Origin of the sequence: Stenotrophomonas sp. 22385 (assembly GCF_052045085.1) — a bacterium.
In the GTDB taxonomy this organism is placed as follows: Bacteria; Pseudomonadota; Gammaproteobacteria; order Xanthomonadales; family Xanthomonadaceae; genus Stenotrophomonas.
Genome location: NZ_JBQEOG010000006.1, coordinates 173,418 through 185,388 on the forward strand (window position 1 = coordinate 173,418; position 11,971 = coordinate 185,388).

Genomic DNA, 11,971 nt, shown 5'->3' on the forward strand with positions numbered 1-11,971 from the left:
ACCCCACGCACACCGGGCAACCCACGCACACCGGGCGCCCCAGGCACACCGGGCACCCCACGCACACCGGGCAACCCACGCACACCGGTAGGTGCCGACCGTTGGTCGGCACACGCCGCAGACCGGCATCGCGCGACCAATAATTGCGAACCATTCTCATCAATGGTGTAATTAGCTATTCGTCTTCCTGCCGTGACCGTGGCCACCAGCGCTCCCCCTTCCGCCGTGCAGCAGCAACAGAGCCGTGGCTTCTGGCTGCGTACCCTGCACCAGTGGCACTGGATCAGCTCGGCGGTGTGCCTGATCGGCATGCTGCTGTTCGCCGCCACGGGAATCACGCTGAACCATGCGGCGAAGATCGAGGCGACGCCGCAGGTGGTGAACCGCCAGCTGGAACTGCCGGCCGAGCTGCTGGGGCAGCTCGGCGACCGCACCGACGGCAACGCCCCGGTGCCGCGCCCGGCCGTGCGCTGGCTGGACCGCGAGCTGGGCATTTCCATCGGTCGCCGCCCAGCCGAATGGTCGGCCGAGGAGATCTATCTCTCCCTGCCCAGCCCCGGCGGCGACGCCTGGTTGAGCATCGACCGCCAAAGCGGTGCGGTGGAATACGAAGCGACCTCGCGTGGCTGGGTGTCCTACTTCAACGACCTTCACAAGGGCCGCAACGCCGGCCCGGCCTGGGGCTGGTTCCTCGATGTGTTCGCCGTGGCCTGCCTGGTGTTCTGCATCACCGGCCTGTTCCTGCTGCACCTGCATGCCCGCCAGCGCCGCATGACCTGGCCGCTGGTGGGGCTGGGCCTGATGGTGCCGCTGCTGATCGCCCTGATCCTGATCCACTGACTTCCTTCGCCCTTCCCCGTCCCGGAGCCGCACCCATGCGCGTCACCCTCACCATCGCCCTGAGCAGCCTGCTGGCCACCTCGCCGGCCTATGCCACCACCCTGGACATCAACGTCGAGGTACCCAAGCTCAACGTGGCCGAGTACCACCGCCCGTATGTGGCGGTGTGGCTGGAAGGGGCCGACCAGAAGGTCGCCGCCAACCTGGCGGTCTGGTACCAGCAGACCGGCAACAGCGAAGGCCACGGCACCAAGTGGCTGCCGGACCTGCGCCAGTGGTGGCGCAAGAGTGGCCGCGAGCTCAAGGTGCCGGTGGACGGCCTGACCGGCCCGACCAAGCCGGCCGGCACCCACGCGCTGTCGTTCAGCGACAGGCAGCCGGCGCTGAAGTCGCTGGCACCGGGCAACTACACGCTGGTGGTGGAAGCGGTGCGCGAAGTCGGCGGCCGCGAGCTGGTCAAGATTCCCTTCACCTGGCCGGCCACCGCGCCGCAGACCGGCAAGGCCCAGGGCAGCACCGAGCTGGGCCTGGTCACGCTGTCGTCCAAGCCCTGATGTTCCACTGCCCTCCCCGTCGAGGGCACCCCTCACCTGTACATGGAGTTGTTGATGAAGCGCTCGCTCGTCCTGGCCGCCGCCCTGGCCGCCGCCCTTCCGTTCTCCGCACTGGCCCACAAGGCCTGGCTGCAGCCCTCGCAGACCGTGATCGCCGGTGAACACCCGTGGATCACCGTCGATGCGGCGGTGTCCAACGACCTGTTCTACTTCAACCACGTGCCGCTGCGCCTGGAAAGCCTGGTCATCACCGCGCCTGACGGCACCACCGTGCAGCCGCAGAACGCCTCCACCGGCAAGTTCCGCAGCGTGTTCGATGTCGAGCTGACCCAGCAGGGCACCTACCGCCTGGCCTCGGTCAACAACGGCCTGTCGGCGACGTGGGAAGAAGACGGCAAGCCCAAGCGCTGGCGCGGCACCGTGGCGACCTTCGCCACCGAAGTACCGAAGAAGGCCAGGAAGCTGCAGGTGAGCCAGTCGGTCAACCGCATCGAAACCTTCGTCACCAACGGCACCCCGAACAGCACCGCGCTCGCGCCGACAAAATCGGGCATCGAGCTGGTGGCCGTGGGTCACCCCAACGACCTGGCCGCAGGCGAAGAAGCGAAGTTCCGCGTGCTGGTCGACGGCAAGCCGCGCGCCGGCCTGGCCTTCGAGATCACCCGTGGCGGCACGCGTTACCGCAACGCCCAGGAAGAGATCAAGGTCACCAGCGACAAGAAGGGCGAGTTCTCCGTCACCTGGCCGGAAGCTGGCATGTACTGGCTGGAAACCAGCAGCGAAGACAAGAAGACCACGCTCAAGCAGGCCAAGACCCGCCGCCTGAACTACGTCGCGACGCTGGAAGTGCTGCCGCTGTAACCATGTCCATCCTGCACGACATCGCCAGCCTCGGTGGCCACACCATGGGCACCACCTGGCAGGTCAAACTGACCACCGCGCCCGGCCGCGACCTGCACCCGCTGCATGCGGGCATCCAGGCGCAGCTGGATGCGGTGGTGGCGCAGATGAGCACCTGGGAAGCGGCCAGCGACATCGCAGCGTTCAACCGCGCAGCGGCCGGCACGTCGGTGCCGCTGCCAGCGCTGTTCGCCGAGGTGATCGACTGCGCGCTCGATATCGCCCGACGCAGCGAAGGGGCGTTCGACCCCACGGTCGGGCCGCTGGTCGCGCTGTGGGGGTTCGGTGCGCACGCACACGCGCAACGCATTCCTGATGCTGCCCAGCTTGCCGCCACACAGGCGCGCTGTGGTTGGCGACGGCTGCACAGGCAGGAGGGTCGCCTGCTCCAGCCGGGTGGGCTGGAACTGGATCTTTCCGCCATCGCCAAGGGGTTTGCCGTTGATCTGGTGAGCCGCTGGCTGCAAGGGCAAGGCATCCCGGCGGCGCTGGTGGAAGTAGGCGGTGAGCTGCATGGCTACGGCCGCAAGCCCGATGGACAACCGTGGCGGGTGCTGGTGGAAGCCGGCCCCGAAGAAGAAGCCGCACTCGCGCAGCCGCCGCGCGTGCTGGCGCTCGACGACCTGGCCGTGGCTACGTCGGGCGACCGCTGGCATCAGTTCAGCCACAACGGAGCGCAGTTCAGCCACACGCTGGACCCGCGTGCAGGCGCCCCGGTGAGTCGCGCGGCCGCGGCGGTCACGGTGGTCGCACGCGATGCGATGCACGCCGATGGCTGGGCCACAGCGTTGACCGTGATGGGCGCGCAGGAAGGGCTTGCGTTCGCCAATGCCAACACGCTGGCCGCACGCTTCCTCACTCGCACGGCGCAGGGCATCGAAGAACGTCTCAGCACGGCGTTTGCCCGGTTGCTTGCCGAGCAGGAGGCTGCGACATGAAGCGCGGCCCGTCGCGCGCCGTGCTCGGCAATATCGCCGTGATGGCGGCGCTCGCCATGTTGGCGTGGCTGCTGTTGCGCCTGCACCTGCAGGAGGACTGGTGGCTGGGCGCGCCACTGGCCTCGCGCTGGCGCTGGGCGGCAGGAAGCCTCACCGCCTATGCCGCGCTGTGTGCGCTGCTGTGGTGGCGCGGAGCCCGACGCGACGATGCGGGCAGCGCCACCGGCGAAGCACCCACGCTGCTGGTCTGGGCCAGCCAGACCGGGTTTGCCCAACAGCTCTGCGAGCGCAGTGCCGAAGTACTGCGCGCGGCCGGCATGCCGGTGCGCGTGCGCGGACTGCACCAGCTGGATGCCGCGTTGCTCCGGCAGACCCGCCGCCTGCTGCTGATTGCCAGCACCACCGGCGAGGGCGATCCGCCCGACCACACCCTGCCCTTCCTGCGCCGGGTCATGCCGCAGGAGCTGGCGTTGCCGCAGCTGCACTACGGCGTGCTGGCACTGGGCGACCGCAGCTACGGGCATTTCTGCGCGTTCGGCCGCCAGCTCGATGCGTGGCTGCGCCAGCACGGCGCGCATCCCCTGTTCGACACGGTGGAAGTGGACAACGCCGACCCTGCCGCGCTGCGCCACTGGCAGCAGCTGCTGGGCCAGCTCGGCGGGAGCGCCACCGAGCTGCCCGACTGGGCTCCGGCGCAGTACCAGCCCTGGCAGCTGCACGCACGCCGCCAGGAAAATCCCGGCAGCCCCGGCGCGGCGACGTGGAGGGTGAGCCTGGTGCCGGTCGATGGCGTGCTGCCGGCGTGGCAGGCCGGCGATGTGGCGGAGATCGGTCCGCAGCACAGTCAGGTCGAGGTCGATGCCTGGCTGGCCACGCATGGACGCGATGGCGCGGCTCTGGTTGAGGGGCAGCCACTGCGCGATTGGCTGGCGCGTTCGCACTTGCCGGTGCTGCCCGATGCGGTACCGGCCGATGACGCGGCGCTTGTGGCTGCGCTCAAGCCATTGCCGCACCGTGAATATTCCATTGCCAGCATGCCGGCCGAAGGCGAGGTGCTGTTGCTGCTGCGCCGGCTGCTGCGCCCGGACGGCACGCCGGGGCTGGGCAGCGGCTGGCTGTGCGATCACGCGGCGCTGGGCGGGCACATCGACCTGCGCTTCCGCAGCAACCCGAACTTCCACGCACCGGCGCCGGACGCACCGCTGATCCTGATAGGCAACGGCACCGGCATTGCCGGGCTGCGCGCGCACCTGCGGGCACGGGTGGACCTCGGCGCCCGGCGCAACTGGCTGCTGTTCGGCGAGCGTACCGCCGCGCATGATTTCTACTTCAAGGACGACCTGCAACGCTGGCAGCGTGACGGCATGATCGAGCGCCTGAACACCGTGTTCAGCCGCGACGGCGGTGAGCATCGTTACGTGCAGGACCGCCTGCTCGCGCAGCTGGACACCCTGCGCCAGTGGGTCCGCGAGGGCGCCACGATCCTGGTCTGCGGCAGCCTGCAGGGCATGGCGCCGGCAGTGGATGCGGTGATCGAACAGGCGTTGGGCCGCGAAGGCAAAGAAGCCCTGATCGTCGCCGGCCGCTACCGCCGCGACGTTTATTGACCCAGCGCGGCAGGATCGGATTACGCCGTTATGTCGCGCTGGTCCAAGCGGATCGCCAGCAGCTCGCCGCCACCGCGCAACGCGTAGCGGCGGCGCGGTCCTGCCGCCAGCCACGCGGTATCGCCCTGCTGCAGCGGCGCCAGGTCCGCCTCGCCCTCGAACTCGGCCTGTCCGGCCAACAGGTGGATCGCCCACGCCGTTCCCGGCTCGGTGAAGAAGTACATATCGCCCACCAACGGGCGGTGCAACAGCTCGGCGTGCACCTGGTCACGCCGCCACATCAGGTTGAAGTCATGGGTCAGCCCGTCCACCAGCTCGCCATGGATCTCCGCTTCGCCGGCAAAACGCAGCCGATCATGCGGCGGCAGCAACGTATGCACGCGGCCATCGGCAAAGCGCAGGCGCAGCCCTTCGCCGCGCAGCAGCACCAGTTCGCGCTCGATGCCGGGAAACGACGAGAACGCCGCATCCTGCTCGATCTCGGCAATCGACAACCGCACCTGCCAGGCGTCGCTGTCCGGCACACGCAGGATTTCACGGGTCCAGCCCAGCCCATTGCGCCAGCGTTCGCGGCGGTATTCAAAGCTGGGAATGACGCGCGTGGCAGCGCTCAATGCGGTGGCGGTCGACATGCCGCCATTGTGCCTCAGCCGGCCTTGCCGCCGCAGTCCGTTGCAAGCAGCTGCGACCGCGCCAGCCAGTCCTTGTCCGGGTAATAGGCGAACACCATCGCCCCGCCGCGCAGACTGTCGATCAACGGCCGCGCCACGGTCAGCCGCACTGCCGGGCAGCCCAGGCTGCGGCCCAGCCGCCCCTGCAGCCGGGCAATGGTGGGGTTCACGTAGGGCGCACCGTGGATGACGATGGCGCGGTCGCGCGCCTTGTCATTGAAGCCCGGCTCCAGCCCCTCCAGGCGCAGGGAATACCCATTGCCGCCCATGTAGGTTTCCTTCGCGGTGAATGCGCCGAGGCTGGACATGAAACTGCCATCGCGGTTGGAAAAGCGCTCGGTGGCGTTGCCGCCGCTGTTGCGGCCATGCGCCACCCATTCCTCGAACAACAGCTTCTGCCGGGCCAGGTCAAACACCCACATGCGCTGCTCGGTGGACGGACGCGAGTAGTCGATCACGCTCAAGCGGCCCGGATCCACGCCCAGCTCCGGCCGGCGCAGGGCGCAGGTCATTGCGTTGGCGGCCAGCTGCAGCACTTTGCGGTCCGCATTGGGTGCTGCGCGCGCCAACAGGTCGGCCAGCTGGGCCGGCGGCAGCACGCGCGGGGTGGGGGCAGTCGCTGCACGGGCGATACCGGCCGGCGCGATCAGCGCCAGCCCGCACAGGGCAACGATGGCACTCGAAACGGAAAGGGATCGCATCAACGCGGTACCAGCAGGGCCATCCCTACAGGGTGGTCCCGCCTGCGTCGGATTCCAAGACCGGCTGAAGATGCTGTTCATCCGCCACCGGGCGCACCGCCGGCAGACTGGTCACCAGCAGCGTGGTGCCCGGCACCAGCGCCTTGTACAGCTGCGCGGCAAAAGACGGCGGCAGTGCCATGGGCAGACTGGGCGTGGCCAGCAGATCCGGGGTGGCATTGCCGGCGCTCTGCCCCAGCAGCGGGTAGGCGGTCCACTTGTGCAGCTTCTGGGTTGCATCCAGCGGGCTGGCGGTGTCCGAATAGCCGTCCTGCATCACGAACAGCGTGGTGCCCTCGAACGCCGGCAGCGCCTTGGCTTCCAGCCGCGATTCACCGATCAGCACGCCATCGCGCAGCACGTACAGGCGCTGGTCGTGCAGGCTGACCAGGATGCCCACCTGGCCTGCGGGTGCGGCGCTGTCGTTCCAGTAATGGTCCGGCGCATGGGTGGTTTCCAGCAGCGCCTTGCCGGTGCTGTTCACCGGCGCAAGCACCGCCGGATAGGCCAGCGTCATCGGCGCGCTCTTCGCGTCGGCCACCACCACGGTATCGCCCCGCTTGGTTTCGCCGAACAGCCTCTGCGCGAAGGCCTGGGGCAGGCGTACGCAGCCGTGCGACGCGGGATGCCCGGGCAGGTTGCCGCCGTGCAGCGCGATGCCGTCCCAGGTCAGGCGCTGCATGTAGGGCATGGGTGCGCTGTTGTAGAGATTGGATTTGTGGTCCTTGTCCTTCTGCAGGATGGTGAACACCCCGGTCGGCGTTTCATGCCCGGCCTTGCCCGAGCTGATGGTGCTCAGGCCGATGGCGATGCCATTGCGGTACACGTAGGCGCGCTGCTCATCCAGGCTGACCACCAGCACGATCGGCCCGGCCGGGGAAATCTCCGGATGCCAGAGGAACTGGCCCGGCTTGAGGTCGGTGGGGCTGGCAGCTTCGGGCGCGGACCATGCCGGGAGTGCCATGACGGCGATAAGCGAACCGGCGATGCGGTTCAGCAGCGTGCGACGTGTGAGCATGCAGCCTTCCTTCGGGTGGGTCGAGGACACGCAGGGCGTGTCGCTACCATGATGGCCAGCGCCATCGTCCTGCGCACGTAGAACTTCGTAGTGACACGCCATGCGTGTCAACCGCGCGCGGCCCGGTTCAACCATCCAGCACCGTAAAAGGTACGGTGACATGGGCAGGGCCAACGTTGAAACCCACCAATGCGCCAGACAAAATTGCCCGGTCACACATCCCTGTGCGGACCGGGCAATCGTCACGTCCTTGTCGGCATCCCGCCTTCCCCCTGTGCGTCCTGCCCAGTGTGGGTGCCGGCCATGCTCCATGCACTCGGCCGTATGTTGTTCCGCCATCCCTCCCCTTCCCGGGTATGGATGCCACCGTCCTGGTGGATCCGCGCCAATCCTTCCGCGCAGCGTCCCTGCGGGCCCCATCCCTGCGGCTGTCGAGGTGGCCGGCTCCTGCCTGGCCACCGTGACCGGCGTCATGCCGGTCGCGACCCATCCTGTTACGTCAGCGCCTTGGTACGGGTGCCGGTACTGCCCTCCTGGGCGGTGCCGCCGTGGGCGCCGCCGTGGCCCCCACCGTCATCCGTCGCCGATTCCGTTCGACCGTTGCTGTCCCTATCCCCTTCACCCGTGCCAGGTCCTCGACCCGGAGGAAAGGTCCGTGTTGTCGCCGGTACGCCACGATCGCCTGGGCCTTGTGGGGCCCCACGTTCGTCAATCCCTGCTGCAGCGTCGACGCATCTGCGGTGTTGATGTTGATGCGGTCGGCCGCCGAAGCGGTTCCGGTCAACAGCAATGCCAGCGCAAGCGCCTTCCACGAAAACCAAGGCCCCATCGTGCAGCTCCCTGTGGCGTCGAACCGACTCCTGCCGGCATCCCGTCGGAGCAGTCAGTGTGCGTCGCCACATACACACAGCCTATCGTCCACATGAACTTCACACAGCCAGCCAAATACCTGACGTGGTGTAGGGAAATCCCTACCCCCCACGCAGGCGTAGAATGGCGGGATCAGCCACATGCATTCGGAGTACCAGATGGACAGCGCCAAGCTCGGCCAATTCGTCAGTGACAAGTGGGACAGCGAGATCGTTCCTCAATTGGTCGAATACATCCGCATTCCCAACAAATCGCCGATGTTTGACGCCAATTGGGTCGAAAACGGCTACATGGAGCAGGCCGTCACCCTGATGGAAAGCTGGGCCAAGGCGCAGAAGCTGCCGGGCCTGAAGGTCGAGGTGGTGCGCCTGGAAGGCCGCACGCCGCTGCTGCTGCTGGAAATTCCCGCCACCGGCGCCGAAACCGGCGACGACACCGTGCTGCTGTACGGGCACCTGGACAAGCAGCCGGAAATGACCGGCTGGGACGACGACCTCGGTCCGTGGGTGCCGGTGCTGCGCGGCGACAAGCTGTATGGCCGCGGCGGTGCCGACGACGGCTACGCCATTTTCGGCTCGCTGGCCGCCGTGCTGGCACTGCAGGAACAGAACCTGCCACACGCCCGCTGCGTGGTGCTGATCGAAGCCTGTGAGGAATCGGGCAGCTACGACCTGCCGGCCTATGTGGACCACCTGGCCGAGCGCATCGGCAAGCCGTCGCTGGTGGTGTGCCTGGACTCGGGTTGTGCCAACTACGACCAGCTGTGGTGCACCACTTCGCTGCGCGGCCTGACCGGTGGCAACTTCTCGGTCAAGGTGCTCAACGAAGGCGTGCACTCCGGCGATGCCTCCGGCGTGGTGCCGTCCAGCTTCCGGCTGCTGCGCCAGCTGCTGTCGCGCATCGAGGACGAAAAGACCGGCCGCATCCTGCTGGACGGCATGCACGTGGACATTCCGGAAGAGCGCCAGGCCCAGGCCAAGCGCGCCGCCGAGGTGGTGGATACCGAGATCTTCGAGAAGTTCCCGATGGTCGACGGCCTCAAGCCGATGAACGATGACCTGACCGAGCTGGTGCTCAACCGCACCTGGCGCCCGGCGCTGTCGGTGACCGGCGTGGACGGCATGCCCCCGCTGGCCTCGGCCGGCAATGTGCTGCGCCCGCATACTGCGGTGAAGCTGTCTCTGCGCCTGCCGCCGACCGCCGATGGCAAGGCCTGCGGCGAGCTGCTGAAGGAAGCGCTGCTGCGCGACCCGCCCAATGGCGCTGAAGTGAAGCTGGACCTGGAAAAGGCCTCATCGGGCTGGAACGCCCCGGCGATGGCCCCGTGGCTGACCCAGGCCATCGACGACGCCAGCCAGACCTTCTTCGGCAAGCCGGCGATGTACATGGGCGAAGGTGGCTCGATTCCGTTCATGGGCATGCTGGGCGAGAAGTTCCCCGGCGCGCAGTTCATGATCACCGGCGTGCTCGGCCCGCATTCCAACGCACACGGCCCGAACGAATTCCTGCACATCCCGATGGGCAAGCGGGTCACCGCATGCGTGTCCAAGGTGATCAGCGAGCACTACGCGGCCAGCCTGCGTGGTGAGACCAGCGGTTCGCCGGTGGCGGCCGACAGCGGCACCCGCCACGGCGGCCACGGCTGCTGCTGATAGCGACGATGACGGACGCAGCCTGCCCTTGGTAGGCTGCGTCAATCTTCTGCGGGAAACAGCGCAATGAATGGACTGTTCGGCAGCACCAGCTGGCTCTACATCATCCTGGTCGGCTTCGTGGTCGGCCTGCTTGGGCGCTTTGTGATGCCTGGCAACAACCGCATGGGCTGCCTGCTGACCATCGGACTCGGCATTGTCGGCGCATTGGTGGCCGGCTGGTTTGGCCAGTACATGGGCTGGTATGCGCGCGGTGAGCCTGCCGGCTTCATCGGTGCGATCCTGGGTGCCGTTGCCGTACTGGCCCTGCTGCGGCTTTTCAGCAGCAAGCGCTGAACGCCCTTACCCCACTTCCTCCCGGGCGCCGCAGGGCGCCGCTTCGACGTACCTGTCCATGAACGATCCTGCTTCCGACCCACTGCGCGCCGAGCTTCGCCGGCAGTGGACCTGCGCCGCGCTGGGCGACCCCGACCTGCACTTGGACCGGGCGTCAGTGGACGCCGGTTTCCGCAGCTACTGGCGCGCTACCAGCGTGCACGGCAGCCACATCGTGATGGATTCGCCACCCGGGCTGGAGGACGTGCGCCCGTGGCTGCGCATGCATGACCTGCTGGAACCCAACGGCGTGCGCGTGCCGCAGGTACTGGCCCGCGACGAGGAACAGGGGTTGCTGCTGCTTGAGGACCTTGGCGGCCCGACCCTGGCCCGGCACATCGATGACGCCAACGCAGACGCGTGGTTCGATGCCGCCTTTGCGCAGCTGATCCGCCTGCAGCAGATCCCGGTGCCCGAGGGCATGGGGGCGTTCGGCGAAGCCCTGCTGCAGCGGGACGCCGGATTGTTCGACGAGTGGTTCCTGCAACGCCACCTGGGCCTGCAGCTGGACTGCGGCGAACTGGAAACACTGCAGCTCGCCCATCGCCGGCTGATGGACAACGCCCTGCAGCAGCCGCAGGTGCTTACCCATCGCGATTTCATGCCGCGCAACCTGATGCCGACCGAACCGGGCCCGGCCGTTCTCGATTTCCAGGACCTCGTGCGCGGGCCGATCGCTTACGACCCGGTGAGCCTGTTCAAGGATGCGTTCCTGAGCTGGCCGCTGGAACGCGTGGACGCCTGGCTGGCCCGCTACCACGCGCAGGCGCAGGCGGCAGGGCTGCCGGTGCGGCCATGGCCGCAGTTCCTGCGCGATGCCGACTGGATGGGCGTGCAGCGCCACCTGAAGATCCTGGGCCTGTTCGTGCGCCTGCGCGACCGCGACGGCAAGGGCCACTATTTCGCCGACGCACCGCGTTTCATCCGCTATCTGGATGAAGTGCTGCCGCGCCATCCGGAACTGGCCGGGTTGAACACCCTGCTGCAGGAGCGGATCAAGCCGGCGATGGCCGCGCTGGCGTTGCCGATATCCAGCCGCGCATGAAGGCGATCATCTTCAGCGCCGGCAAGGGCGAGCGCATGCGCCCGCTCACGCTCACCACGCCCAAGCCGTTGCTGGTGGCTGGCGGCAAACCGCTGATCGTGTGGCACCTGGAGCGCCTGGCCGCTGCGGGTTTCGCTGAGGTGGTGATCAACACCTCATGGCTGGGCCACCAGTTCGAACCGGCGCTGGGCAGTGGGGATCGGTGGGGCCTGCGCCTGCACTTCATCAACGAAGGCACGGTGCCGCTGGAGACCGGTGGCGGCATCCTCAATGCGCTGCCGCTGTTGGGTGACGCACCGTTCCTGGTGGTCAACGGCGATGTGTGGACCGATGTGGATGTGAGCACGTTGCCTCGGCAGCCGCAGGGCGATGCGCACCTGGTGCTGGTCGACAACCCGGTGCAGCACCCGCGCGGGGACTTCATCCTGCGCGCGGATGGCACGGTCAGTGATGACGGCGATGCACCGCGGCTGACCTATGCCGGCGTGGGCGTGTATCGTCCGTCGATCCTGGACGGATGGCGCGGGGTGATCGGTGCAACGGAGGGCGCGTCAGCGAACCCGCCGCAGTTCGGTCTGGCCCCGCTGATGCGCCACGCCATGGCAAACGGCCGGGTAACCGGGCAGCATCATCAAGGAAAGTGGACCGATGTAGGCACACCCGAACGTCTGGCGGCCTTGGACGCATCCCTGCGGTAGGGTTGGATCCCAATCAACCGCCGACAACGCCCATCGGCGCGGCGAACGCATGACCACGGCCGA

General features: G+C 67.8%; 13 protein-coding genes. 9 read left to right on the plus strand and 4 right to left on the minus strand.

Annotated features, from left to right (window positions below; translation table 11 throughout):
- Positions 1-198 precede the first annotated feature (198 nt).
- Genes ACTJI4_RS12290 through ACTJI4_RS12310 form a run of 5 tightly spaced genes read left to right on the plus strand, consistent with a single transcriptional unit; the run spans position 199 to position 4,839 of the window.
- Complete coding sequence (locus tag ACTJI4_RS12290) at positions 199-840, plus strand: PepSY-associated TM helix domain-containing protein (protein ID WP_440869571.1); 642 nt, start codon at positions 199-201, stop codon at positions 838-840.
- 35 nt (positions 841-875) lie between these two features.
- Positions 876-1,394 carry a DUF2271 domain-containing protein gene (locus ACTJI4_RS12295; protein ID WP_440869506.1) on the plus strand — a complete coding sequence of 173 codons (519 nt, stop codon included), beginning with the start codon at positions 876-878 and terminating at the stop codon, positions 1,392-1,394.
- A gap of 54 nt (positions 1,395-1,448) precedes the next feature.
- On the plus strand, positions 1,449-2,255 hold the full coding sequence (locus ACTJI4_RS12300; RefSeq protein WP_392915435.1) for a DUF4198 domain-containing protein: 807 nt from the start codon (positions 1,449-1,451) through the stop codon (positions 2,253-2,255).
- A gap of 2 nt (positions 2,256-2,257) precedes the next feature.
- Positions 2,258-3,232, plus strand: a complete 975-nt coding sequence (locus ACTJI4_RS12305; RefSeq protein WP_440869507.1) for an FAD:protein FMN transferase — start codon at positions 2,258-2,260, stop codon at positions 3,230-3,232.
- The gene (locus ACTJI4_RS12310; protein ID WP_440869508.1) at positions 3,229-4,839 is read left to right on the plus strand and encodes a sulfite reductase subunit alpha; all 1,611 of its coding nucleotides are present in this window, start codon (positions 3,229-3,231) and stop codon (positions 4,837-4,839) included. Before ACTJI4_RS12305 ends, ACTJI4_RS12310 begins: the two co-directional genes overlap by 4 nt.
- Positions 4,840-4,859: 20 nt before the next feature.
- On the opposite strand, the gene ACTJI4_RS12315 is transcribed toward ACTJI4_RS12310, so the two are convergent.
- The 4 genes from ACTJI4_RS12315 to ACTJI4_RS12330 form a co-directional block, all read right to left on the minus strand.
- Positions 4,860-5,471 carry a HutD/Ves family protein gene (locus ACTJI4_RS12315; RefSeq protein WP_392915427.1) on the minus strand — a complete coding sequence of 204 codons (612 nt, stop codon included), beginning with the start codon at positions 5,469-5,471 and terminating at the stop codon, positions 4,860-4,862.
- Positions 5,472-5,485: 14 nt separating this feature from the next.
- On the minus strand, positions 5,486-6,211 hold the full coding sequence (locus tag ACTJI4_RS12320; protein WP_392915424.1) for a murein L,D-transpeptidase catalytic domain family protein: 726 nt from the start codon (positions 6,209-6,211) through the stop codon (positions 5,486-5,488).
- Positions 6,212-6,236: 25 nt separating this feature from the next.
- A complete protein-coding gene (locus ACTJI4_RS12325) occupies positions 6,237-7,214 on the minus strand; it encodes a L,D-transpeptidase (RefSeq protein ID WP_440869572.1) in 978 nt (325 codons plus the stop codon).
- Positions 7,215-7,767: 553 nt separating this feature from the next.
- Positions 7,768-8,097, minus strand: a complete 330-nt coding sequence (locus tag ACTJI4_RS12330; RefSeq protein WP_392915421.1) for a ComEA family DNA-binding protein — start codon at positions 8,095-8,097, stop codon at positions 7,768-7,770.
- A 199-nt stretch (positions 8,098-8,296) separates the two neighbouring features.
- Between ACTJI4_RS12330 and ACTJI4_RS12335 the strand changes: the two genes are divergently transcribed.
- From ACTJI4_RS12335 to murU, 4 genes are all read left to right on the plus strand, one after another.
- The gene (locus ACTJI4_RS12335) at positions 8,297-9,790 is read left to right on the plus strand and encodes a M20 family metallopeptidase (RefSeq protein ID WP_392917524.1); all 1,494 of its coding nucleotides are present in this window, start codon (positions 8,297-8,299) and stop codon (positions 9,788-9,790) included.
- 66 nt (positions 9,791-9,856) lie between these two features.
- The gene (locus tag ACTJI4_RS12340) at positions 9,857-10,126 is read left to right on the plus strand and encodes a GlsB/YeaQ/YmgE family stress response membrane protein (protein WP_440869509.1); all 270 of its coding nucleotides are present in this window, start codon (positions 9,857-9,859) and stop codon (positions 10,124-10,126) included.
- 58 nt (positions 10,127-10,184) lie between these two features.
- Positions 10,185-11,210 carry an aminoglycoside phosphotransferase family protein gene (locus ACTJI4_RS12345; protein WP_392915415.1) on the plus strand — a complete coding sequence of 342 codons (1,026 nt, stop codon included), beginning with the start codon at positions 10,185-10,187 and terminating at the stop codon, positions 11,208-11,210.
- The gene (gene murU, locus ACTJI4_RS12350) at positions 11,207-11,908 is read left to right on the plus strand and encodes an N-acetylmuramate alpha-1-phosphate uridylyltransferase MurU (RefSeq protein WP_440869510.1); all 702 of its coding nucleotides are present in this window, start codon (positions 11,207-11,209) and stop codon (positions 11,906-11,908) included. Before ACTJI4_RS12345 ends, murU begins: the two co-directional genes overlap by 4 nt.
- Positions 11,909-11,971 lie beyond the last annotated feature (63 nt).

Bases quoted from the DNA above. Each gene is read 5' to 3' on its own strand.
- ACTJI4_RS12325 (WP_440869572.1), bottom strand. From the start codon at position 7,214: ATGGCACTCCCGGCATGGTCCGCGCCCGAAGCTGCCAGCCCCACCGAC.
- ACTJI4_RS12295 (WP_440869506.1), top strand. From the start codon at position 876: ATGCGCGTCACCCTCACCATCGCCCTGAGCAGCCTGCTGGCCACCTCG.
- ACTJI4_RS12335 (WP_392917524.1), top strand. From the start codon at position 8,297: ATGGACAGCGCCAAGCTCGGCCAATTCGTCAGTGACAAGTGGGACAGC.
- ACTJI4_RS12300 (WP_392915435.1), top strand. From the start codon at position 1,449: ATGAAGCGCTCGCTCGTCCTGGCCGCCGCCCTGGCCGCCGCCCTTCCG.
- ACTJI4_RS12305 (WP_440869507.1), top strand. From the start codon at position 2,258: ATGTCCATCCTGCACGACATCGCCAGCCTCGGTGGCCACACCATGGGC.
- ACTJI4_RS12310 (WP_440869508.1), top strand. From the start codon at position 3,229: ATGAAGCGCGGCCCGTCGCGCGCCGTGCTCGGCAATATCGCCGTGATG.
- ACTJI4_RS12340 (WP_440869509.1), top strand. From the start codon at position 9,857: ATGAATGGACTGTTCGGCAGCACCAGCTGGCTCTACATCATCCTGGTC.
- ACTJI4_RS12315 (WP_392915427.1), bottom strand. From the start codon at position 5,471: ATGTCGACCGCCACCGCATTGAGCGCTGCCACGCGCGTCATTCCCAGC.
- ACTJI4_RS12330 (WP_392915421.1), bottom strand. From the start codon at position 8,097: ATGGGGCCTTGGTTTTCGTGGAAGGCGCTTGCGCTGGCATTGCTGTTG.
- ACTJI4_RS12320 (WP_392915424.1), bottom strand. From the start codon at position 6,211: ATGCGATCCCTTTCCGTTTCGAGTGCCATCGTTGCCCTGTGCGGGCTG.
- murU (WP_440869510.1), top strand. From the start codon at position 11,207: ATGAAGGCGATCATCTTCAGCGCCGGCAAGGGCGAGCGCATGCGCCCG.
- ACTJI4_RS12345 (WP_392915415.1), top strand. From the start codon at position 10,185: ATGAACGATCCTGCTTCCGACCCACTGCGCGCCGAGCTTCGCCGGCAG.